This window comes from Collinsella sp. CLA-AP-H1 (genome assembly GCF_040092945.1).
Lineage (GTDB): Bacteria > Actinomycetota > Coriobacteriia > Coriobacteriales > Coriobacteriaceae > Collinsella.
Window position 1 is genome coordinate 30,414 of sequence record NZ_JBBNKO010000010.1, and the last position, 20,435, is coordinate 50,848.

A 20,435-nucleotide genomic window follows, 5' to 3' on the forward strand; every position below is an offset into this window, starting at 1 on the left:
GACCTCCTCTCATCATCTCTCATGACGTGTACACTATACTCGATATTTAGATGTTTGTCCAACTATCTAATCGCAATGCTTCAAACCACATCAAAGCAAACGCCATCGCAACCTATGGGCGATTACCTATAATGACGATAGCTAAAACACGATTCGCTTCCCCATCGGAGGATGTCTATGACCGAAACCGCTGCCGCAGCCGCCATCGAGACACGCGACACCAAGCTCGAGATCATCATGGGCCGCGAGGCACTCGATAAGCTCGCCGATGCTACGGTGCTGGTGCTCGGCTGCGGAGGCGTGGGCTCCAACTGCTGCGAGGCACTCGCCCGCGGCGGCATCGGTCATTTCGTCATTCTGGATAAGGACATCATCACGCCCAGTAATATCAATCGCCAGGCCATCGCCTTTCACAGCACCATCGGAAAGCGCAAAGTCGACGTCATGGAGGCTATGATTCACGACATCAACCCTACCGCTACCGTCATCAAACGCACCGAATACCTGCTGAGCAACAACATCGATGATTTCTTCGCGAGCGTTTTGGAGCAGACGGAAGGCAAGATCGACTACGTCGTCGACGCCATCGACACCATCTCGGCCAAGCTCACCATTGCCAAATATGCTCAGGACCACGACATTCGTTTGGTTAGCTCCATGGGCGGGGCCAACAAGCTCCATCCCGAGTGCCTCCGCTTTGCCGACATTTTCGATACGGTACGTGACCCCATGAGCCGCATCATGCGCAAAGAATGCAAGAAGCGCGGCATCAAGAGCCTGCACGTGCTGTTTAGCTGTGAGGAATCGGTTAAGACACAGCCCCGCGACCCTTCCAACATCCACGAGCGTACCGAGCTGGGAACCGCCAGCTTTATGCCGCCCATCATGGGCCAGATGATTGCCGGCGAGGTTATCCGCCAGATCAGCGGCCGCGGCACTGAGCGCGTACGCTCCGATGACCAACGTCTGGACTAGCGGAGCGCACCGAGATGGAGCCCCGGTTATTTGATGCACACTGCCATCTTGATTTAATGGCTCACCCGGACGCCGTTGCCGATGAGGCGACGGCGCTGGGCTTGGGTCTATTTGACTGCGGCGTCAATCCGCGCGACTTTTCGGCCGCAAACGAGCGCGCCTGTCGCCAACCAGGCATCATCGCCGGCGTTGGGCTTCACCCCTGGTGGCTCGCCGATGGCCACTGCGGTTTTGTCGAAGTCAATCTGCTTTGCGAAGTTGCTGCCCAAGAACGCTACATCGGCGAAGTCGGACTCGACTTTTCCGCGCGCTTTGCTGGAAGTGAGCCGCTACAAATACAGGCACTTAACCGGCTCTGCGATGCGCTCGTGCAGCATCCTCTTACCGGGCGCGTGATATCAATTCACGCCGTTCGTTCGGCAGAAGCCGTACTGGACGTCCTCGAATCGCATGGACTACTCATCCCAAACCCCGACTCCCCCGTTATCATCTTCCACTGGTTTAGCGGTACTTCGGACGAACTCGTCCGCGCGCGTAATGCGGGCTGTTATTTTTCCGTCAACGAACGCATGCTCGCATCTAAACGAGGACGCGAATACGTACGACAAATTCCACTCGATCGTTTACTGCTCGAGACCGATGCACCAGCGGAGGCAAACGCAGAAATAAGCGCACAGTCACTCATCAGATCGCTCGAAAGCGCCTCAGAACACGTCGCCTCGCTCAAAAAATGCGACGCAAAGCATATTGAGTCGGCGGTTTTAGCGAATGCACACTCTGTTTTTAGCCTTCGCTAACCCCTGTGGTCAAAAAACGTCAAATATGAGTACTGCTAGCGAAATGGATACATTACTCTGAGCTTTCCGACCACCAGAATAATCTACGATTGTCCATTAACTAACACTTTTACAGTCACTCATCCTGCATTTTCGCAATCTTAAACCCCTCCAAACGCTCAAATCACGTCTGAAGGGGTCGATTTTGCTGCGACTAAATTAGTCACAGTACTCATATTTGGCTTTTTTTGACCACCGAGTCACGGGAAGGCACCAATACAGCTCCCCGGGACAGCTCGGCTATTCGACGATTGGTGCTCCGTGGCCCCAAGAACCTTCCATGCCGCACACGGTCGAGGCAAACCCGGCAGCAAAGTCGAGCGCGCGCTCGATGGCCTCGGCGCCATCCTCACCACGCTTGGCGGAATCGAGATAGCACATCAAAAACGAGGTGAGGAACGAGTCGCCCGCCCCCATGGTGTCCTTCATGTCCGTTACCGGTTTAGCCAGCTGGCGGTAATAACGCTCGCCGTCGTAAGCAATGCAGCCCTCGGCGCCCGCCGTAGCCGACACAAAACGCGGACCCAGGCCCTTCACCCATGCCAGACGCTCGCGAATCTCGTCCTCACTCGCAGCATCCGCCGCACTAAAGAAAGCGAAATCGACGTAGGGCGCAATCTGCTCGTAGTACTCGTCGGTGGAGTCGTCCGAAAAGTCAAAAGAGACCGTGACGCCCGCAGCCTTCAACTTGGGCAGCTCGCGCTCGGTAAAGCAATAGTTGCCCGAATGAACCACATCGAACTGCTTCATGTACGCAAGATCAAAGCGATCGAGGACATAGCGCGCATCGCCACGGATACCGCCCTCGTTGGAGCCGAGGAAGACACGGTCACCGTCAACGACGGTCACGCGAGCCGCTCCGTTCTCGCCAATCATCTGCTCGCACTTGTCAAGCTCGATACCCTCATCCTCGAGGCTTGCAATGACATGCTCGGCAGCGGCATCATTGCCAAAAATGCCCATGTATGCGGAGCGTGCGGCACCGCATTTCTTGGCATAAACGGCGAAGTTCACCGCATTGCCGCCGGGATACATGGTGTGGATATGCTCGTAGCGATCGACGACGTTGTCGCCAAATCCGAGCGCGTTAACGTTAAATGCCATGGCCTTTGCTCCTTCTAGTACTCGACAACACCCATATAGCGACGGAAATCGGGATCGTGATCAAACACCTTGCCGCGTGCGGCACGCAGCTCGCAGTTCATGGCGTAGAACAGCACCGGGTCCAGATAGGCACGGACGCTCGCCGGCACGGCTTCCATACCGTACTCCTTGGCATCGAGCACCATCAGCGTATCGGTATGCGTCTTAAGGAACGCCAGGGCGCGCTCGTCCATAGCACGGCACTCGCTGGAGCCCATCTGCAGGAAGTAAAAAACGCCATCCTGAGTAGCCTCGAAGGGACCATGGAAGTACTCGGCAGAGTGGATGTAGCTGCAGTGCTGCCACTGCATCTCCATAAGAGAGCAGATAGCGAAACCGTAGGTCTGGCTAAAGTTGGGACCGCTGCCCAGAATATAGAAGAACTCGTGCTCCTGGCAAAGCTTGGCAAAACGATCGCCCAGCTCGGCATTTACCTTCTCGCGTGCCGGGGGAAGAATCTTATCCATCTCGGCGATACCGGCATACATATCGGCAAGATCGGCGTAGCCCTCCTGCTGATCGAGCAGCTCGGCCGCAAGCGACAGCGAAATGCCAGCGGGGACCTCGGCCTGCGGCACGCCCTCGCCCCACGGGTAGACCCACGTGGTCCACTTGCCGGAGTCAATCTTGGATCCAGCGTTGTCGGTCTGGGCGATCACCGTAGCGCCGGCAGCAAGGGCAATCTCGCAGCCCTCGACGACCTCGGGGGTGTTGCCACTGTGGCTACAAGCGATGACCAGGGACTTCTCGCCCAGACGACGCGGACGCATGATATCGAACTCGCGAGCCGTATAGATATACGAAGTGAAGGTGGTTGCCTCGCGCTGCAGAAGCTCATGGGCCGGGATCAAATCGATCATGGAGCCACCGCAAGCAATCCAGTAGACGCTGTCGAACTTGCCCTTCTCGGCAATTGCCTCTTTGATCAGATCGTGTGCGTTCATATCCAGTTCCTTTCTTGTTTGGCCGCAATCAATGAAGTTGGCTGCGTGGCCGATAGTTGTTTTAGTCAATCAGATATTTCTCGAATGCGGCCATGTTCTTGGCATCTGCCGCCGCCGGATCATCGTAGTAACGACCGTCCGTGATTTCCTGGCCCAGCATGCCGTCGAAACCATGGGCGTTGAGCGTGGCGACGAAGGCGTCCATATCGTGCTTGCCATCGCCCCACACCAGATGGCCATACGGGTCACCGTCGATAAAGTGCATCTCGTGAATTGCCCCATCACCAAAGGCGGCAAACCAGTCCTCGAGCGTCTCGCCTGCAACGCCCATCGCGGTTGTATCAACCATGGGCTGTAAGTACGGGCTCGCGACCTCGTCAATCATGCGCTTCGCATCGGAAACCGTCGTCACAAGGTTGCTCTCCTCGGGACGCAGACTTTCCATCGTAAGCACCAGACCGTGCTCGCCGGCATACTCCGCCAGAATGGACAAGTGCTCGCGGCTGCGCTTCCAGGCTTCCTCGCGGTCCTCGTCCCAGTCGCCCCAGCCCGAGTTGACGGACATACGGTCGCACCCAAGTACCTCGGCAAGCTCAATGCCGTGCTTAAAGTACGCCAGGCTGCGCTGTTCATGCAGCGGTTTGCGTGCGCAGTACTGCCAAGGATAGACAACATTCTCGGGGCACAGAGTACGATACCTAAGCCCACGGTCTGCAGCCTTTTTCGCCAGGACCTCAGCCTCAAAGTAGCCCGTGTGGTCGAGCGTCACATGCGGCTCCGCACACCACAGCTCAATGGACTCAAAGCCCAAACGCTGCTGCACATCAAGGAAGTAATCGAGCGACCACATGATGTAGTGGATATTCATGCCCGCAATCTGTTCGCGGTGCAGCGTCGGTTTGGATTCAGACATCTTATGCCTCCTTATTTCGATCGAACACGATTTGTCCGTCCGACATCGTCATGTCAACCGCAAGATCGCGTGCGTCGCGATAATCGAGGTCGAACACATCCCGATCGAGCACGCAGATATCGGCAAGCTTGCCAACCTCGAGCGTACCCAGCTCGTCTTCGCGCATCAGGTCGTACGCGCCCCCGGCAGTCCAAGCGCGCAAGAGCTCGACAAGCGTCAGCGTGTTGACCTCATTCACGGGCAGTCCGTCGGCGAAGAGTCCGCCGCACGCGCTGTAGATTGACTCGCCCAGGCTCGGAATAAGCAGCGGCAGATCCGTGCCGCAGCACACTGTGCATCCGGAATCTTCCATGCCGCGGCGATTCCAGCTGTGCAAAAGTCGCGTCTCGCCAATTTGTCGACGCATCATCGACAGGCAATCCTCGCGCCGGTCCAGCGTCAGAATCTGCGGATAGACCTCGCAAATTCCACCTAACTTGCCAAACTCGACAAGATCGGTCGGGTCAGAGTTCTCGAGATCGGTAATCGCATGGCGGCGAAGCATCCGTCCATGCTCGTCTCGAGGCAGCGAGGCATAGAGCGCCACGGTGCGACGAACGGCGCCATCGCCCTGGCAATGCAAGGAATATCGGAAGCCGTCAGCATCAATTGCACGCAGCTCGTTCTCAATCAGATCCCACTCTGGCTCCTCGACGACCGTCTTGCCGGCAGCGCCCGCATCGGCCGAGTCCTCATAGGGGTCTATCATCTCGGCAAGCCCCGCCCATACGCCGCGATCGGTCATACGGTTGAAGCCAGAAAAACGAACGAACGGTCCCCGGAAGCGCTCTCGCGCCTCGCGGGCATATGCCAGATTTGCACCGGCGCCCACCGGCTGCGACATCATAGAGACGCGAACCGTCAGCTCACCAGATTCCTCACGGCGAGCCATTTCGTCGGCAAAGCCGTAGTAGTCATCAAACGCCATTTCCTTGATGGCGGTAACGCCGCGCTCGTTAAGCATGCTCATGTAGTCCGAATACCCGGCACGCACCTCGGGCAGCGCGAGGAAATCGCTCATCATGCGCCAGATCTTCTCGGCATAGCACGCCTGGGGTGTAAAGCCGTATCGCGTACTGGCGGCAGCATTGAGAACGCAGGTCTCCGCACCCGATGTAAAGCAGACGACGGGGATATCGCCAAAACAATCGTCAAACACAGCTGCTGTATTTGCGTTCTCGGCATCCGATGCCAACGTTTCGGGTAGGTTGTGGCCAAAAGCCGTCGCGCAATCCGGATGATCTTCTTTCCATGCACGCAAGAGCGACACGGCCTCTTTGGCATCATCGATGCCGGACAGATCAGTCCCCAACGTCCGCAGCGCCCAACCTGTATAGAAGGTATGCACATCGATCAGGCCGGGCATGACAGTGCGGTCGCCCAGGTCAACTACCTCGTCCGCCTGGGTCAAATACGAAGCTACCTCACGCTTGGTGCCAACAGCCTCAATTCGATTGCCACGGACCGCTACGAAACCTTCAAACGGCAGGTCCCCCGTACCGGTAAAGACGCTCTTAGACGTCAGGACCGTCAAACGATCAGACATCACAACCACCTACACCGGAAGCATGCCAGAGATTGCCGTTACGATCAGGCCAAAGACGACCATGAAAATGAAGAACTTCCAAATGGTCTTCCACCATTGGCCAAACGAAATCCTAGCCACGGCAAGACCGGCGACCGTCATGCCCGCCACGGGGCTGATGGTGTTGATGGTCTGGTTGGCAAACTGGAGCGCGGTGACGGCCGCCTCGGGATTGAGGCCCATGAGCTCGGTCAGGGGGCCCATAACGGGCATGGTGAGCGCCGCCAGGCCAGAACTCGAGGGAACCAGCAAAGAGAGCAGGCCAAGGACGATATACATAAACGTGGTGTAGACGGCGGCGGGTGCACCGGCAAGCGCGGTAGCGAGCGCCTGGAGGATGGTGTCGATGATCATGCCGCCCTCGGCGATGACCAGAATACCGCGAGCGATACCGATAACGATGGCAGCGTACGCAAAGTCGGCGAGACCCTTAACGAACTCCTCTGCGATCGTCTGCTGGTCAAGGCCGCCCAGGATACCGGCAAGCAAGCCCATGCCAAGGAACACGGCGGAAATCTCATTCATGTACCAGCCCTGGGTAACAAGACCCCAGACGATAATGCCCATACCGCAAGCAAAATCGATAAGCACGAGCTTCTGACGGATAGTGAACTCTTCCTCGATGGAGGCATCGGTCACGGAAAACTCAATACGCTTGAGCTTATCGTCCTCGTACACAATGGACGACTCGGGGTTTTTCTTGACGCGCATGGCGTAGCGCATGGCCCATGCGATACCGACGGCAGTGAAGATGACCCAAGAAACGGCGCGCAGCCACAGTTGCGGATTGCCCTCGATGCCAATGATGCCTTGGGCGATCAAAACATTAAACGGGTCGATGGTCGAAGCACAATATCCCAGGTTAGGACCAAGGAAGCAGATGATGAATGCCGTCATCGAGTCATAACCGATACCCATCATGATGGGAATGAAGATGGCATAGAACGGCAGGGCTTCCTCAGACATGCCAAACGTAGTGCCGCAAATGGACAGCAATGTCATCGTGATGGGAATGATGAGGATGTCCTTGTTCTTGAGCTTTTTAATCACACGGCTCATGCCGGCATTCAAAGCGTTGGTCTTGGTGATGATCGCGAACGATCCGCCAATCAATAAGACGAACGCAACGACGTCGGCAGCCTCTTGGATACCCTTGGTGGGCGCTTGCAGAACCGCGAAGATATCCTGGCCCAGATTGATGGTCTCGCCGGTCTCGGAATCGGTGTAGTTCTTATCGACCTGTTCATAGGTTCCAGCAACGGCGACTTCACGCTCGCCCGCCGCTGTCGAAATCGTCTTGCGCTGATACTGACCAGAGGGAACGATCCAAGTCAGGACCGCAAAGACAACGATCAGCAAGAACATGATCGTATAGACATGCGGTAATTTGAACTTAAAACGTCTGTTTGTCTTCTTCGCCTTCGTATCTGACATAGATACCTCCAAAGAACTCGAGACTGCATCGCATCTCGCTTCAACGTTTGCATAAGGCAAACGTTCTATGACGTCCCATAGATTACCAGCAGCTTTTTCCTTCATCAAGATAATTTCAAACTGGTTGCCGCAACGCGGTTGAACGGTTGTGTTCGCGCCGTGAACGGTATGGAAACGCCCGGTGAGATGATCCACCGGGCGTTTCCATTCGCAATGTCCTAGATGTCAAAAACGTAGCGAGACCCAACGATCCGCTGACGACCGATGATAAACGGCCGCCGCTGCTCATCGAAAAAGAAGGCTTCCATATAAAACAAGGGTTCGCCAACGGGAACTGCCAACAGCCGAGCGACCTCGGGCGACGCGCACGCGATCTCGAGCGTGCACGGGTCGGTAAACGCGGGCGTGCGGCCCGTTCGGTTGCGCACGAACTCAAAAATGGATTGGTTAGATAGAGGTGCCGTTGATAGATAGGCGTTGTCCTCGTAAACGTATATGTTGTTCTCGAGCATGACGGGGACTCCATCGGCAGTACGTACACGCTCAACGCAAATCAAATCAGTTCCAACGGGAACACCAAAGAACTGCGCTTCGGTAGAATCTGCCGGCAGTATCTTTCTCGAAATGACGCACGCCCCCGGCTCCATTCCGTTAACGCGGCATGCGTCCGAAAAACTCTGGACGTCATCCTTCTGGCGAATCTTGCGCTTAAGCTTGGGGGCATTGACAAACGTGCCTTTCCCCTGCCGCTTCGTTAGATAGCCCTGCTGGACGAGCTCCTCAATAGCGCGTCGCACGGTAACGCGGCCAACTTTATAGTTCTCAGCCAATTCGAATTCGTTGGGTATCCGCGCGCCCGCCTTGTAGGCACCGGAATTGATTTCGTTTTTAATGATATCGATAACCTGTTGGTACAGCGGTATCGCTGCTTTACCGTCAGTTAGTCCTTCAGTCGGTGGCATATACCCTCTCCCAGCCCAATTAAGTCAAAAGCGGGCTTAAGGGCATTCAACAAGCCCTTAAGCCCGCATTAGCATAAAGTATGCTTGCTGCCGCACCAAAATGTCGGGTATTTACTCATCTGACCCGAAAAACGCGCAACTACCGCGCTCCTAAGAAAGCGTGAGCAGCTCCGGCAGCTGGTCGATAATCTTGTCCGCGGCATCCTGGCTAAAGCCAAAGCGCTCCTCGCGCTTGGCAATAACTGTCAGGCCGGCTCGCTTGCCGGCAGTGATGCCAGGCACCGAATCCTCAACGCAGCAGCAGCGATTCGCGGGCAGCCCCAGCAGGTCCAGCGCATGCAGGTAGATGTCGGGCTCGGGCTTGCTCTCCTTAAACTGCTCGCCGCTCACCACATACTCAAAGGCATCCGACAGCCCGCACGCATTGAGCACTTCCTCGATGCTATCCATGGGAGACGAGCTGGCAAGCGCCACGCGAACGCCACGGCGCGGCAGCTCTCGAATCGTATCCACGGCGCCTGGGTTAATCAAAGCCTGATAGTCGCGCGGACGCTTATGCGCCCACTCGTCCCAACGGATCAACGCTTCCTCGCCAGTTAAATGCCCCTTCCCGGCGCGCTCAAACCAATCGACCAGCATACGCAGGAAGAACTGATGCGAGGTACCAACCTGCCCGTTCAACTCCTCTTGAGTCAGGTTAAGCCCAAGCTCCTTGGCAAACGCGGCAGTCTCGCCCAGGTAGTAATACTCGGTATCGACAATGACGCCGTCCATGTCAAAGATAACGGCGTCGAACGGAAATGCGGACACGGCACCCTCCCTAACAAAAGGGCGCCCGCAAGCGGACGCCCGAGCCATGCACTATCGGCGATTCTAACCCAGCAGCTTATCCAGCGCCACCGCAATGCCGTCTTCGTTATTATTGGCGGTCACCATCTGGGCCACAGCCTTGACCTCATCGACGGCGTTGCCCATGGCAACACCGGTTCCGGCCCACTCAATCATAGACTTGTCATTCTGGCCGTCGCCAAACGAGACGACCTCGCTGGCATCGATGCCGAGCTTGGGCAGGGCACCCTCGAGCGCGCGGGCCTTGTCAATACCGGGCGCCGTGTACTCAAAGTACCAGTCGGCCGTAAACATACCCGAAAGCGTCTGGGTAAAGGGCGCGTACATCTCCTCGTGATGCGCTTGCAGATAGGCCGGGTCGCCCGCCGTCAGCAGCTTGTCCACGGGATAAGTGTCCACGACCTCATGCAAGCTCTCGACCTCGCGGATCTTAAGGTCGCAGGCATCGCGCTCGTATTTGACGATATTCTTCTGCGAGCCGTCCGGCAGTGTAATCATGCAGCGATACGAGTCCTCTACATGCAGGTCGCGCCCGAGCGAGATCATGGGGATCACATCATAGTTTTGCAGGTGATCAATCAGACGGTGCAGTTCGTCAGCTGGCATGGCCTGGTCAAAAAGGACCTCATCGGTCTGAGCGTCGACCACATGCGCGCCATTGAAAGCGACTAGCAGACCGTCATGGTTTTGGAGGTCGAGCTCCTGTGCCAGAGCATGTAGCCCCCATGCGGGACGGCCCGAAGCCAAGATGAGCTTAATACCCGATTCCTGCGCCGCGAGCAGCTTCTCGCGCGTACGCGGGCTGATCACCTTCTGATCGTTGGTAAGCGTACCGTCGATATCCATTGCGATGGCTTTAATTGCCATATGTGCCTCCTTGCATCGTTTTTATCGCGCACTATCTTATCCGAGCCGGGGCACGTTCGCACAGCGCGCGTATGACGGTTGCAAAACCACCCCATTTGAAACAAAGGCAAAAAAGTACTTGCAAAGACGCGTTCCGACATATAAGTTGATAAAAGACCGCCGTTGCGGTTTTAAGTAGATCGAGCATATGAAGTTTGAGTTTTAGCGTGTAAGAAAAGGAAGATCGGCAAAGTACAACCCCAAACGCAATGACAACTTAATGAGGTAACTGCCACATGTGAGGCACCCAGGGCATTGCTGTCTCGATTTTGAGCACGATGCCTTCCGCCTTGCATGGGCCGTTCCATCCCACCCCTGCAGCAACTGCCTCACGGGCTCATTGAAAACCGCATAGCACCCCAACGTCAGCACATCACCCACGGCAAGCACATCACTCACGACAACCAACACATCAACAAACAGCACGAACATCAACCGATTGGAGAAGCTATGACAAACCACCGCGCTGAAGACGGCGGTAAGAAAAGCATTCTGGATGCCCGAATTGAGCGAGCATATGCAAACGAATATGACGCCGCCTTTGCCGCCGCGACCATCAAGAACTACGCGTCGCTACCGCTCGCGACGATCTTGGCCGACCACCCTCAACTGCTGAAGCGCTGCACAAAGATCATGGGCGACCCCGACATTCGCAAGCTGACAGACCCCTATGCCCCAAAACGCGACAACGATTCGTGCGTCCTTACCGTAGGCTGCCTAGCCCATATGCTTACGGCGCTCGACACGAAACTCAAGCTCGAATGGGAACCCGACGAGCGTCATGAACTCGAAAGCAAGCGGAACACCCTGCGCACCGCACTGTTCCTTCCGTTGGACGGCCTCAAGCGCTGCAACGTCGAGCTCAATACACAGGCGCGGCAAAAGCCCGGGACCACGGGGCAGAAAACTCCAAGACCCCATGCGGCCATCGTCGACCGCAACCGATATAACCGCATGACCGCGCACTTTTCCGCCGAGGGAGCAGCCATAAGGACGCTGATCGACCTGCTGTGCCTCCTGAGCATCAACGAGCTATTTGAGGGCTATCTCGCCCTTGTTCCCGCGACGGCACCCAAGTCGGTAGCAAAGATCATCGAGACCTGCAGACGCCAGTTTGAGCGCCATCGCAATGGCAGCGAGATGAACGCCAGCATCGCGCAGTACTACGCGGCTCATTACAAAAATGACGGATGTGCCCCTGCCGAGCATCAGCTGCGGCTCGCCTACACCACGCCCGTCGCAACGCTCCATCGCTTTGGAGCCCTTGGCGCTTGCGAGCCGCACGAACAGGCAGCCTGCCCCACAACCGAGCTCGATCTCAGGCTCGGACGAACCCTGTAGCCCGCCAGCCCCTCCGCGGGCAACAATCCTATTCCACAACACAACCAACAGAAAGGAGTCCTCATGGACACCAATCATTCCCCCATCATCAGCCCCCTCACCATGCGTGAATCCGCCCGAGGTATCACGCTCACCAGCATTTACGATGAGATGCTTGCCCGTCGCGAGCTCTCCGTCATGGGAAACATCGAAACCCCGATGGCCCACGACCTATGCCAGCAGATCCGCCTGCTCGATGCCACCGACCCCAGCCGCCCCATCACCATATTTGTCGCCAGCGCCGGCGGAAGCGTGCGATCGGGTCTTGCGATCTATGACGCCATGCGCCTCGCATCGTGCCTCATCCGCACCGTCTGCCTGGAATTCGCCGCGTCCATGGGCGCCGTGATCTTTATGGGCGGCGACGATCGCCGTATGGCGCCCCATGCAGAGCTCATGATTCACGACCCGCTGATCCCCCAGGGGGCAGGCGGCTCGGCACTTGCGCTGCAGGAAACCAGCCGGCGTCTCATGCAGACCCGCAAGACCCTCACGCAAATCCTCTCGGACCGCAGCGGCCTCACGCCCAAGCGCATCCAGTCCCTCACTGCAAAAGACACCTACCTTTCGGCCGAGCGCGCCGTCGAGCTCGGCTTTGCCCACGAAATCCTCTCGACCACCAAGGAGGTCGCCCATGTCTAACCTCACCAGCCGCCTCGCCGCATCTGAGTCCGTATCGTCCACTATCCTCGCCAAGGATCGAACGCTTTCCTGCGACACCCGCCAAACGGGACTCAACAACAACGCACTTGTGATCGGCCCCTCGGGAGCCGGCAAGACCCGAAACGTCCTCAAGCCCAACCTGCTGCAAATGAACGCAAGCTACATCGTGCTCGACACCAAAGGCACGCTCTGTCGCGAAGTGGGACCCGTGCTGGCAGCCCACGGCTACCGCGTGCAATGTCTCAACTTCGCCGACCTCAACACCGTCCCGGCCCTTGCGCCCGGCATCGAGCGCTGCGGCTACAACCCCCTGAGGCACATTCGCCGCAAGGCGGACGGCAGGCCCAACCAGCAGGACATCCTCTCGGTGGCAAAGGCCATCTGCCCCATCGAGGACAACAACCAGCCTTTTTGGGATCATGCGGCGGCAAACCTGCTGTCGTGTCTTATCGCCTACGTCACCGAACAGCTACCCGCCGACGAGCAGACGATCAGCTCGGTCATCAAGCTGATCGAGCACCTGCAGGACGGTGCCACGGGTCGATTGTTTGACGACCTGATCACGACCGACCCCCAAAGCTATGCCCTCTCGCTATGGCGGCGCTACGCCATTACGCAAAATGCCGAGCGCATGCACGCGAGCATCGTCGGCATCCTTGCCGAAAAGGTCATGTGTCTGGGATTCGACGGTGCGGCACAGCTCTATCGTGAGTGCCATCAGGTGGACTTCGCTTCCATGGGACACACCCCCTGCGCCCTGTTTGTAACCGTGAGCGATATTGACCGCAATCTCGATCCGCTGACCGGCCTCTTTATTTCGCAGGCGTTTATGGGCCTCATTCGTGAGGCCGATAGGCAGCCCGACGGCAGCCTGCCCGTGCCCGTGCGCTTTATGCTCGATGACTTCGCAAATCTGCAGATCCCCCAGATCGACAACGTGCTCTCGATTATCCGAAGCCGCAACATCTGGGCAACGCTGCTGCTGCAGTCGACCAACCAGCTCGATGCGCTCTATGGCGAGGCACGCGCACGCTCCATCATGGGCAACTGCGACACGCATCTGGTGCTGGCGTTCCAGGATCCCGAGAGTGCCCGGGTGTTTTCCGACCGCGCCGACGCGCTGCCCAGCACACTCATGGCGACGCCGATTGATTGCTCGTGGCTCTTTGTACGCGGTCGCACTCCCGAACAGGTCGAGCGCTTTAGGCTCGAAGACCATCCGCTCTACGGGGAGCTGCCCGAGGCGCAGCGAGGCCATGCGGAGGCCAAGATCTAAGCGCAGGGTTCTCGCAGCGCGCGGCGCCCCGGCGATGTTCCACAAAGGCCGTGCGCCCCGGGACCACGGCAAAGCAAAGGGGCCCGCATCCGATAGGATACGGGCCCCTGACTATAAGGCACGATGCGTTAACAGCAGCGACTACTTACGGTGAGCGCGGTAGAACTCGATGAGCGCCTGAGTCGAAGCGTCCTGCTCGGCCTTGGCGGCGTCGTCGTGGAAGGCAGGGGTAATCTGCTTGGCAAGCTGCTTGCCCAGCTCGACGCCCCACTGGTCGTAGGAGTCGATGCCCCAGACCGTGCCCTCGACAAATACGATGTGCTCGTACAGGGCGATGAGCTCGCCGAGCGCAAACGGAGTCAACGTGTCGCCGAAGATCGAGGTCGTCGGGCGATTGCCCTCAAAGCAACGGGCCGGGACGATCTGCTCGGGCGTGCCCTCGGCACGAACTTCGTCGGCCGTCTTACCAAAGGCGAGCGCCTTGGTCTGGGCCAGGAAGTTGCCCAGGAACAGCTCATGCACGTCCTGACCGCTATCGGTCGCAGGGTTGGCAGTGTTAGCGAAGGCGATGAAGTCGGCCGGAACCACCACAGTGCCCTGGTGCAGCAGCTGGTAGAAGGCATGCTGACCGTTGGTGCCGGGCTCGCCCCAGAAGATCTCACCGGTATCGGAGGTCACAGCGCTGCCGTCCCAGCGGACGTGCTTGCCGTTGGACTCCATGGTGAGCTGCTGCAGGTAGGCCGGGAAGCGGTGCAGATACTGGCAGTACGGAAGCACGGCATGGCTCTTGGAACCGAAGAAGTTGACGTACCAGACGTTGAGCAGGCCCATCAGCGCGACGGCGTTGCTCTCGAGCGGCGTGTTGCAGAAGTACTCGTCGATGGCATGGAAGCCCTCGAGGAACTGCTGGAAGCGCTCGGGGCCGAGCACGACGATCAGCGACAGGCCCACGGCGGAGTCGACGGAGTAGCGGCCGCCGACCCAGTTCCAGAAACCAAAGGCGTTAGCGGGGTCGATACCGAAGGCCTCAACCTTCTCGAGTGCGGTGGAAACGGCGACGAAGTGCTTTGCCACGGCCTCGGCGTTCTGCTCGTCGGAGCCATCGATGGCGCCCTGAGCCTTGAGCTGCTCGAGCATCCAGGTCTTGACCTCGCGGGCGTTGGTGAGGGTCTCGAGCGTGGTGAAGGTCTTGGAGACGATGATCACGAGCGTGGTCTCGGGATCCAGGCCCTTGAGCTTCTCTGCCTGATCGTTGGGGTCGATGTTGGAGATGTAGCGGCAGTCGATACCGGCGTCGGCGTAGGGACGCAGGGCCTCGTAGGCCATGACCGGGCCCAGATCGGAGCCACCGATGCCGATGGACACCAGATGCTCGATCTTCTTGCCGGTAACGCCCTTCCACTCACCGGAGCGCACGCGCTCGGCGAAGGCATACATGCGGTCGAGGACCTCGTGCACGTCGGCGACGACATCCTGGCCGTCAACGATGAGCTGGCCCTTCTCGCTTGCCGGACGGCGAAGCGCGGTGTGCAGGACGGCGCGGTCCTCGGTGGTGTTGATGTGCTCGCCGGAGAACATGGCGTCGCGGCGCTCCTCGAGCTTCACCTCGCGGGCAAGATCGCACAGCAGCTTGACGGTCTCATCGGTCACCAGGTTCTTGGACAAATCGAAGTGCAGGTCACCAGCGTCAAAGCTCAGCTTGTTCACACGCTCGGGATCGGCGGCGAACCAGGCCTTGAGGTCGATGCCTTCAGCCTCGAGCTTCTCCTGATGAGCCTCGAGTGCCTTCCAAGCGGCAGTCGACGTAGCATCGATAGGTGCGGCAACAGTTGCCATAGAGTCCTCCTCAGCATACGGGCGCACGCCTCCATGCGCCCGGACATTCAGATGCCACTATTCTAGCGCAGGTCAATACTATAATCAGCGAGCGTTGCCAATCGGCCCCCAAACGGCAACCGATTAAAAAGGGACAGGCTTATTTTGGCAGGTCAAACGCTTTACCAACCAATAATAACCCGTCCTTTTATGGCAAATATTAGGCCGCGGCGCAGACGCTACCGAGCAACTCACGCAGAGGAGACCCGATACCCTCCAGCAGTTCGGGCGCGATAATGGCAAAAACGGGAACCTCACCGGTGCCCACGACAGCAGGCACCTTGCCCTCCGAGAGAATGCATCCATAAGGGACAAAACCGTCTTCGACGGCATCGAGCGCCGCCATGCGACGCGCGAGCTCACGCGCAAAGCCGGCAGTATCGGCATCGCCAATCGCCAGGACAAAGTCCACGCCTTCGTCGGTCGCCAGGGCCACGGCTTCGTCGATCAGCTCGTCTCCCCCGTCGCCCTCAAACGAGCCGCAGCGAAAAAGCACGCGCTCGAGCAGGGCTCGATCAAGCGAGCCAAGTGCCGCCGAGACAAGCTCATCGCGCGTATGCTTGTCACCGCCCAACACGACCAGCGCCTTGGTGCCACCGTAGTGAGCGACCAATCGTCCGCACCAGCGAGCCACGTCTCCATCCGCAACAAGGCGCGTCGGCATACCAAACCCATAATTGACCATCTTTCCCACAACCCTTCCGTGCGCGTAGGCGGTATCAATCGTTAGGCTCATGCTACGAAGCGAGGTTTTCCGAGCTGTTTCGCACTCTTTAGAGCTGCGTTAAAACCCGATCCAACCGCACGACCATACCTACCAAAACAAACCAGTCCCTTTTTGACAGGTTTTGACGACGTCCGGACGAGCGGGTATTATCGAACAAGTATTCGATAAGAACATGTGTTTGATGGGAGGGCTCGGATGGCGGGCGGGCAGCACACCTACATCTGCATCGACCTCAAGACGTTTTATGCCAGCGTCGAATGCGTCGACCGTGGGCTCAATCCGCTCACCACCAACCTGGTCGTTGCCGACGAATCGCGCGGACGCACGACCATCTGCCTCGCCATCACGCAGGCCATGAAGGACTTAGGGATTCACAATCGCTGCCGCCTATTTGAGATTCCCGATAGCATCGACTACATCAAGGCCGTACCGCGCATGCAGCACTACATGGAGGTGTCGGCGCAGATCTACGGTATCTACCTGGAATACGTCAGTCCGCAAGACGTTCACGTCTACTCAATTGACGAGTGCTTTATCGACGTGACACCCTATCTGGACCTTTATCACACCGATGCGGAAGGGCTCGCCTGCATGTTGCGCGACGAGGTCCTGGCGCGCACCGGCATCACGGCGACGGTCGGCATCGGCCCCAACCTATTCCAGGCCAAGGTTGCACTCGATATCACCGCCAAGCACGTACCCAGCCGCATCGGCATACTCGACGACGAGACCTTTCGCAAGGAAATCTGGCCCCATCGTCCCATCACCGATATCTGGGGCATCGGCCCCGGCGTGGCAGCACGACTCGAAAAATACGGCGTCTACGATCTGATGGGCGTCGCGGCGCTCGACGAAAACCTGCTTTACGACGAGCTCGGCGTCAATGCCGAGTATCTCATCGACCACGCCTTCGGACGCGAGCCGACAACCATCGCCGATATCCAAGCCTATCGCCCGCAAGCAACTTCGACCACTACAGGACAGGTGCTCTCGAAGGGCTATGCCTACGAGCAGGCCTACACCGTCTTGCGCGAGATGGTCGACAGTGCCGTGCTGGACTTGGTCGATAAGCACGTGGTATGTGACAGCATCTCGCTCTTTGTGGGCTACGCGAGCGAGCGCGCCGACATCCGCAGGCTTGATGCCAGCGGTACTGCACAATATGTGGACGGATGCGGACACCTGCGCTCGAGTACGTCGAGCATCGAACCCACCGCAACCGCCGGCCCCGAGCTCGCACCCCGTGCGCCCAAGCCCGTCCAGTGCGATGACGAAAGGCGTCGCCTGGTGCGCGAAGCGCAGGCAATCGATGGCATCTTTGTGGGAGAGCATGGCGGCAAACCGCGTGGTGGCTATGCCGCGCTCTTTGCACACTCCAACGCCTCGCGCAAGCTGCCCGAGCGCACCAATTCGTTTAAGAAGATCATGGGCTATTTCGATGACCTTTGGGCGCAAACGGTCGACCCTAAACGACCGGTCAAGCGAATCAACCTGGGCTTTGGCAACCTCATGCCCGAGGAATTTGCCACTATCGATCTGTTTAGCGATGTCGAGGCCGATGAGCGCGAACGCGACCTGGCGCGCGCCGTCCTGGCTGTGAAAGGCAAGTACGGCAAGAACGCGCTCGTCAAGGGATTAAGCTTTACCGCCGGCGCCACCGCGCGCGAACGCAACGACCAAGTTGGAGGACACCGTGCCTAAACCCAAACAACAGCCCGTGCGCCCGCCGACCGCCTTCGAGCGCCTGGCGGACCCCGAGGGCAGACGCCGCGCCGCCGACCCCAACCTCACAGCCAACGGTGCCGTGCGCGCCAACCGCGCCGCACAGTTTATGCCCTTTGCCGCCCTCACGGGATACTACGAACTCGTGCGCAAGCAGGAAATCACCGTCGAGCCAAAACGTGAACTCACGGAAGAAAAAGCCCTCGTGCTTTCTAAAAAGCTCGAGGGTCTCAAACGTGGCGACCTGGTCCGCGTCACCTATTACGATACGTACGGCTATCGCTCCCACACCGGCATCCTTGACGAGGTACTCCCTGCCTTCAGGCTCCTCAAGCTCAAAGATATCGCCATCGACTTCGACGATATCCAAGACATCGAGCTGCGCGGACGAGCCTAGACAAGGAAATGCATCCAAGACGGCGCTTACAGCGTCATGACGTAGTAGCCCGCGTCTTTCACGGCCGTCTCGAGGACACCGCGATCAACCGGCTGCTTAGAGCGCACGCGTGCCGTGTGGTCCGCATACGTCACCGTTGCCCACACGCCATCCAGTGCATTAAGGGCATTGGCTACGTTCTGAGCGCAGCCGTCACAGCTCATGCCGCCGATGAGCAGCTCATCGCTATAGGGGTAGTGTGACGCATCGGTATCCACCACAACAACCTTTTTGGCCTTCTTACCGCTCGCGCCATCGCTGCAGCAACTCTTCCCGTGTGTCGAAGCGGCAATACGACGCAGTCCAAAAAACATGCCGACGGCAATGACGGCCAGCACGATGAGATCCGCAGGGTTGAGCAAGTCACTCATGCGTTCCCCTTTCAAGTAGCCCTATCTAGATACCCCCATGGGGTGTCCCCATCTTAACCCAAAATCATGTCCGTTCGGTCAATTAGTTTCCCGCTTCAAACTTTTTTGTTGACCATGGCTTACTTTCGTGTATAAGTTTTCCTAGGCTAACAAGTGAGGGCTCGAAAGGGGCAACGTGACTCGAACCATTGACATCCCAACATACCAAACGGCTGTCGTGCGCAACTGCTCCCCTACGCTCGCAGGTATCAAGCCGGCTTCGCTCTTTACCTATCCCGGCGTTTACGCCAACCAAAACGGAAAACTCGGCGTCGCTCAAATCGAAGAGCGACGCTCTCGCCTGCTCGCCGTCATAGCCCAATGCAACCGCGAGCTCCAGCCGCTCGGGATCCATATGAGCGTTTTGGTCTGGCGCCCCTGCGGAGCGCTCATCTATGTGTACCGCCCTGCGGACCTCATGCGATACCTCTCCGACCCCCGCGCCACGACGGCGCTTGTCGCCGAAGGTTACGATGTCCACAACCTGCCCGCATCCCTGGTGCATCTCGCCGCGCGCATCACGCTGGCAAGCAGCAATGCCGCAGAAAGCGCCTATGACGGCAGTGTCTGCGCACTCGCGCGAAATAGGCACTGCGATACGGGGTGCATGTGCGAGTTCCCCCACGAAATTGGCTATTTTTTGGGCTATCCCTACGAAGATGTCCATCAGTTTATCGTCCAGCACGGCGAAAACTATAAGGTCTTTGGCGCCTGGAAGGTATACACAAACGTCGAACAGGCGCTCACGACCTTCGATTCCTATCGTGCATGCACGCAATACCTTACCTACATCTATCAGCAGGGCTGCAGCTTGGCGCAACTTGCCCAGGCAACCCGATAGAACATAGAAGCCGCGGCAACCTGCCGCACAACTGAAAGGACTCAACATGAGCAAGATCGCCGTCGTCTACTGGAGCGGCACGGGCAACACCGAGGCCATGGCAAACTTCGTTGCCGAAGGTGCAACCGATGCCGGCGCCGAGGCAGAGGTCATCTCCTGCGCCGACTTCTCTGCCGACAAGGCCACCGAATATGATGCCTTCGCCTTCGGCTGCCCAGCCATGGGCTCCGAGGAACTCGAGTACGATGAGTTCCAGCCGATGTGGGACGAGGTCAAGGAGGCTCTCGGCGACAAGAAGGTCGTCCTCTTTGGCTCCTATTCGTGGGCCGAGGGCGAGTGGATGGACAACTGGAAGGCCGACGCCGACGAGGCCGGCGTCAACGTCGTGGACTCCACCATCTGCTACGACGCGCCCGACGACGAGGGCGAGACCGCTTGCAAGGCCCTCGGAGCCGAGCTCGCGTAACGAACCCAGGGCTTCCAAGAGAGCCTGCATCAAAGCGCATCCCCATCCCTACA

At 58.2% G+C, this 20,435-nt stretch carries 20 protein-coding genes; 9 read left to right on the plus strand and 11 right to left on the minus strand.

What is annotated here, in order from left to right:
- The first annotated feature begins 177 nt into the window (after nucleotides 1-177).
- Together AAAV44_RS06655 and AAAV44_RS06660 are read left to right on the plus strand one after the other, a co-directional pair.
- Nucleotides 178-975, plus strand: coding sequence for a tRNA threonylcarbamoyladenosine dehydratase (locus tag AAAV44_RS06655; protein ID WP_349115102.1), 798 nt, complete (start codon nucleotides 178-180; stop codon nucleotides 973-975).
- Between the two features lie 14 nt (nucleotides 976-989).
- Nucleotides 990-1,772, plus strand: coding sequence for a TatD family hydrolase (locus AAAV44_RS06660; protein ID WP_260699856.1), 783 nt, complete (start codon nucleotides 990-992; stop codon nucleotides 1,770-1,772).
- Between the two features lie 279 nt (nucleotides 1,773-2,051).
- Here AAAV44_RS06660 and AAAV44_RS06665 read toward each other — a convergent pair whose 3' ends face one another.
- The 8 genes from AAAV44_RS06665 to AAAV44_RS06700 form a co-directional block, all read right to left on the minus strand.
- A complete protein-coding gene (locus AAAV44_RS06665; RefSeq protein WP_006234359.1) occupies nucleotides 2,052-2,915 on the minus strand; it encodes a PfkB family carbohydrate kinase in 864 nt (287 codons plus the stop codon).
- A gap of 14 nt (nucleotides 2,916-2,929) precedes the next feature.
- The gene (locus AAAV44_RS06670; protein WP_022094440.1) at nucleotides 2,930-3,898 is read right to left on the minus strand and encodes an SIS domain-containing protein; all 969 of its coding nucleotides are present in this window, start codon (nucleotides 3,896-3,898) and stop codon (nucleotides 2,930-2,932) included.
- 61 nt (nucleotides 3,899-3,959) lie between these two features.
- Nucleotides 3,960-4,811 (minus strand): sugar phosphate isomerase/epimerase family protein, encoded by an 852-nt coding sequence (locus AAAV44_RS06675; protein WP_118449024.1) that lies wholly within the window; start codon nucleotides 4,809-4,811, stop codon nucleotides 3,960-3,962.
- Nucleotide 4,812: 1 nt separating this feature from the next.
- Entirely contained in the window at nucleotides 4,813-6,396 is a 1,584-nt protein-coding gene (locus AAAV44_RS06680) for an amidohydrolase family protein (protein WP_349115103.1), read from the minus strand.
- Nucleotides 6,397-6,405: 9 nt separating this feature from the next.
- Nucleotides 6,406-7,869, minus strand: coding sequence for a YfcC family protein (locus AAAV44_RS06685; RefSeq protein ID WP_006234363.1), 1,464 nt, complete (start codon nucleotides 7,867-7,869; stop codon nucleotides 6,406-6,408).
- A 218-nt stretch (nucleotides 7,870-8,087) separates the two neighbouring features.
- Nucleotides 8,088-8,831, minus strand: coding sequence for a GntR family transcriptional regulator (locus AAAV44_RS06690; protein ID WP_006234364.1), 744 nt, complete (start codon nucleotides 8,829-8,831; stop codon nucleotides 8,088-8,090).
- 150 nt (nucleotides 8,832-8,981) lie between these two features.
- Nucleotides 8,982-9,641, minus strand: a complete 660-nt coding sequence (locus AAAV44_RS06695; protein ID WP_040358370.1) for an HAD family phosphatase — start codon at nucleotides 9,639-9,641, stop codon at nucleotides 8,982-8,984.
- 63 nt (nucleotides 9,642-9,704) lie between these two features.
- Nucleotides 9,705-10,547: a Cof-type HAD-IIB family hydrolase gene (locus tag AAAV44_RS06700; protein ID WP_152067803.1), complete on the minus strand. Its 843-nt coding sequence runs from the start codon at nucleotides 10,545-10,547 to the stop codon at nucleotides 9,705-9,707.
- A gap of 489 nt (nucleotides 10,548-11,036) precedes the next feature.
- Between AAAV44_RS06700 and AAAV44_RS06705 the strand changes: the two genes are divergently transcribed.
- From AAAV44_RS06705 to AAAV44_RS06715, 3 genes are all read left to right on the plus strand, one after another.
- Nucleotides 11,037-11,927, plus strand: coding sequence for a hypothetical protein (locus AAAV44_RS06705; RefSeq protein ID WP_349115104.1), 891 nt, complete (start codon nucleotides 11,037-11,039; stop codon nucleotides 11,925-11,927).
- A gap of 63 nt (nucleotides 11,928-11,990) precedes the next feature.
- Complete coding sequence (locus tag AAAV44_RS06710) at nucleotides 11,991-12,608, plus strand: ATP-dependent Clp protease proteolytic subunit (protein WP_349115105.1); 618 nt, start codon at nucleotides 11,991-11,993, stop codon at nucleotides 12,606-12,608.
- Complete coding sequence (locus AAAV44_RS06715) at nucleotides 12,601-13,905, plus strand: VirD4-like conjugal transfer protein, CD1115 family (RefSeq protein ID WP_349115106.1); 1,305 nt, start codon at nucleotides 12,601-12,603, stop codon at nucleotides 13,903-13,905. Before AAAV44_RS06710 ends, AAAV44_RS06715 begins: the two co-directional genes overlap by 8 nt.
- A gap of 141 nt (nucleotides 13,906-14,046) precedes the next feature.
- Here AAAV44_RS06715 and pgi read toward each other — a convergent pair whose 3' ends face one another.
- Nucleotides 14,047-15,741 carry a glucose-6-phosphate isomerase gene (pgi, locus tag AAAV44_RS06720; RefSeq protein WP_349115107.1) on the minus strand — a complete coding sequence of 565 codons (1,695 nt, stop codon included), beginning with the start codon at nucleotides 15,739-15,741 and terminating at the stop codon, nucleotides 14,047-14,049.
- A 199-nt stretch (nucleotides 15,742-15,940) separates the two neighbouring features.
- Entirely contained in the window at nucleotides 15,941-16,465 is a 525-nt protein-coding gene (locus AAAV44_RS06725; protein WP_349115108.1) for an iron-containing alcohol dehydrogenase, read from the minus strand.
- Between the two features lie 237 nt (nucleotides 16,466-16,702).
- Here AAAV44_RS06725 and AAAV44_RS06730 point away from each other — a divergent pair, with 237 nt between their 5' ends.
- Nucleotides 16,703-18,208: a DNA repair protein gene (locus AAAV44_RS06730; RefSeq protein ID WP_349115109.1), complete on the plus strand. Its 1,506-nt coding sequence runs from the start codon at nucleotides 16,703-16,705 to the stop codon at nucleotides 18,206-18,208.
- On the plus strand, nucleotides 18,201-18,626 hold the full coding sequence (locus tag AAAV44_RS06735; protein ID WP_349115110.1) for a hypothetical protein: 426 nt from the start codon (nucleotides 18,201-18,203) through the stop codon (nucleotides 18,624-18,626). The genes AAAV44_RS06730 and AAAV44_RS06735 overlap by 8 nt, the downstream gene beginning before the upstream one ends.
- Before the next feature lie 26 nt (nucleotides 18,627-18,652).
- Here AAAV44_RS06735 and AAAV44_RS06740 read toward each other — a convergent pair whose 3' ends face one another.
- Nucleotides 18,653-19,036, minus strand: a complete 384-nt coding sequence (locus tag AAAV44_RS06740; protein ID WP_349115111.1) for a heavy metal-associated domain-containing protein — start codon at nucleotides 19,034-19,036, stop codon at nucleotides 18,653-18,655.
- A 175-nt stretch (nucleotides 19,037-19,211) separates the two neighbouring features.
- On the opposite strand from AAAV44_RS06740, the gene AAAV44_RS06745 reads away from it, so the two are divergent.
- Together AAAV44_RS06745 and AAAV44_RS06750 are read left to right on the plus strand one after the other, a co-directional pair.
- The gene (locus tag AAAV44_RS06745) at nucleotides 19,212-19,916 is read left to right on the plus strand and encodes a DUF3793 family protein (RefSeq protein WP_316366364.1); all 705 of its coding nucleotides are present in this window, start codon (nucleotides 19,212-19,214) and stop codon (nucleotides 19,914-19,916) included.
- A gap of 46 nt (nucleotides 19,917-19,962) precedes the next feature.
- Nucleotides 19,963-20,382: a flavodoxin gene (locus AAAV44_RS06750; RefSeq protein ID WP_342996638.1), complete on the plus strand. Its 420-nt coding sequence runs from the start codon at nucleotides 19,963-19,965 to the stop codon at nucleotides 20,380-20,382.
- Nucleotides 20,383-20,435: the final 53 nt, after the last annotated feature.

Bases quoted from the DNA above. Each gene is read 5' to 3' on its own strand.
- AAAV44_RS06710 (WP_349115105.1), top strand. From the start codon at position 11,991: ATGGACACCAATCATTCCCCCATCATCAGCCCCCTCACCATGCGTGAA.
- AAAV44_RS06725 (WP_349115108.1), bottom strand. From the start codon at position 16,465: ATGGTCAATTATGGGTTTGGTATGCCGACGCGCCTTGTTGCGGATGGA.
- pgi (WP_349115107.1), bottom strand. From the start codon at position 15,741: ATGGCAACTGTTGCCGCACCTATCGATGCTACGTCGACTGCCGCTTGG.
- AAAV44_RS06690 (WP_006234364.1), bottom strand. From the start codon at position 8,831: ATGCCACCGACTGAAGGACTAACTGACGGTAAAGCAGCGATACCGCTG.
- AAAV44_RS06705 (WP_349115104.1), top strand. From the start codon at position 11,037: ATGACAAACCACCGCGCTGAAGACGGCGGTAAGAAAAGCATTCTGGAT.
- AAAV44_RS06685 (WP_006234363.1), bottom strand. From the start codon at position 7,869: ATGTCAGATACGAAGGCGAAGAAGACAAACAGACGTTTTAAGTTCAAA.
- AAAV44_RS06730 (WP_349115109.1), top strand. From the start codon at position 16,703: ATGGCGGGCGGGCAGCACACCTACATCTGCATCGACCTCAAGACGTTT.
- AAAV44_RS06670 (WP_022094440.1), bottom strand. From the start codon at position 3,898: ATGAACGCACACGATCTGATCAAAGAGGCAATTGCCGAGAAGGGCAAG.
- AAAV44_RS06750 (WP_342996638.1), top strand. From the start codon at position 19,963: ATGAGCAAGATCGCCGTCGTCTACTGGAGCGGCACGGGCAACACCGAG.
- AAAV44_RS06680 (WP_349115103.1), bottom strand. From the start codon at position 6,396: ATGTCTGATCGTTTGACGGTCCTGACGTCTAAGAGCGTCTTTACCGGT.
- AAAV44_RS06700 (WP_152067803.1), bottom strand. From the start codon at position 10,547: ATGGCAATTAAAGCCATCGCAATGGATATCGACGGTACGCTTACCAAC.
- AAAV44_RS06665 (WP_006234359.1), bottom strand. From the start codon at position 2,915: ATGGCATTTAACGTTAACGCGCTCGGATTTGGCGACAACGTCGTCGAT.
- AAAV44_RS06715 (WP_349115106.1), top strand. From the start codon at position 12,601: ATGTCTAACCTCACCAGCCGCCTCGCCGCATCTGAGTCCGTATCGTCC.
- AAAV44_RS06655 (WP_349115102.1), top strand. From the start codon at position 178: ATGACCGAAACCGCTGCCGCAGCCGCCATCGAGACACGCGACACCAAG.
- AAAV44_RS06740 (WP_349115111.1), bottom strand. From the start codon at position 19,036: ATGAGTGACTTGCTCAACCCTGCGGATCTCATCGTGCTGGCCGTCATT.
- AAAV44_RS06675 (WP_118449024.1), bottom strand. From the start codon at position 4,811: ATGTCTGAATCCAAACCGACGCTGCACCGCGAACAGATTGCGGGCATG.
- AAAV44_RS06660 (WP_260699856.1), top strand. From the start codon at position 990: ATGGAGCCCCGGTTATTTGATGCACACTGCCATCTTGATTTAATGGCT.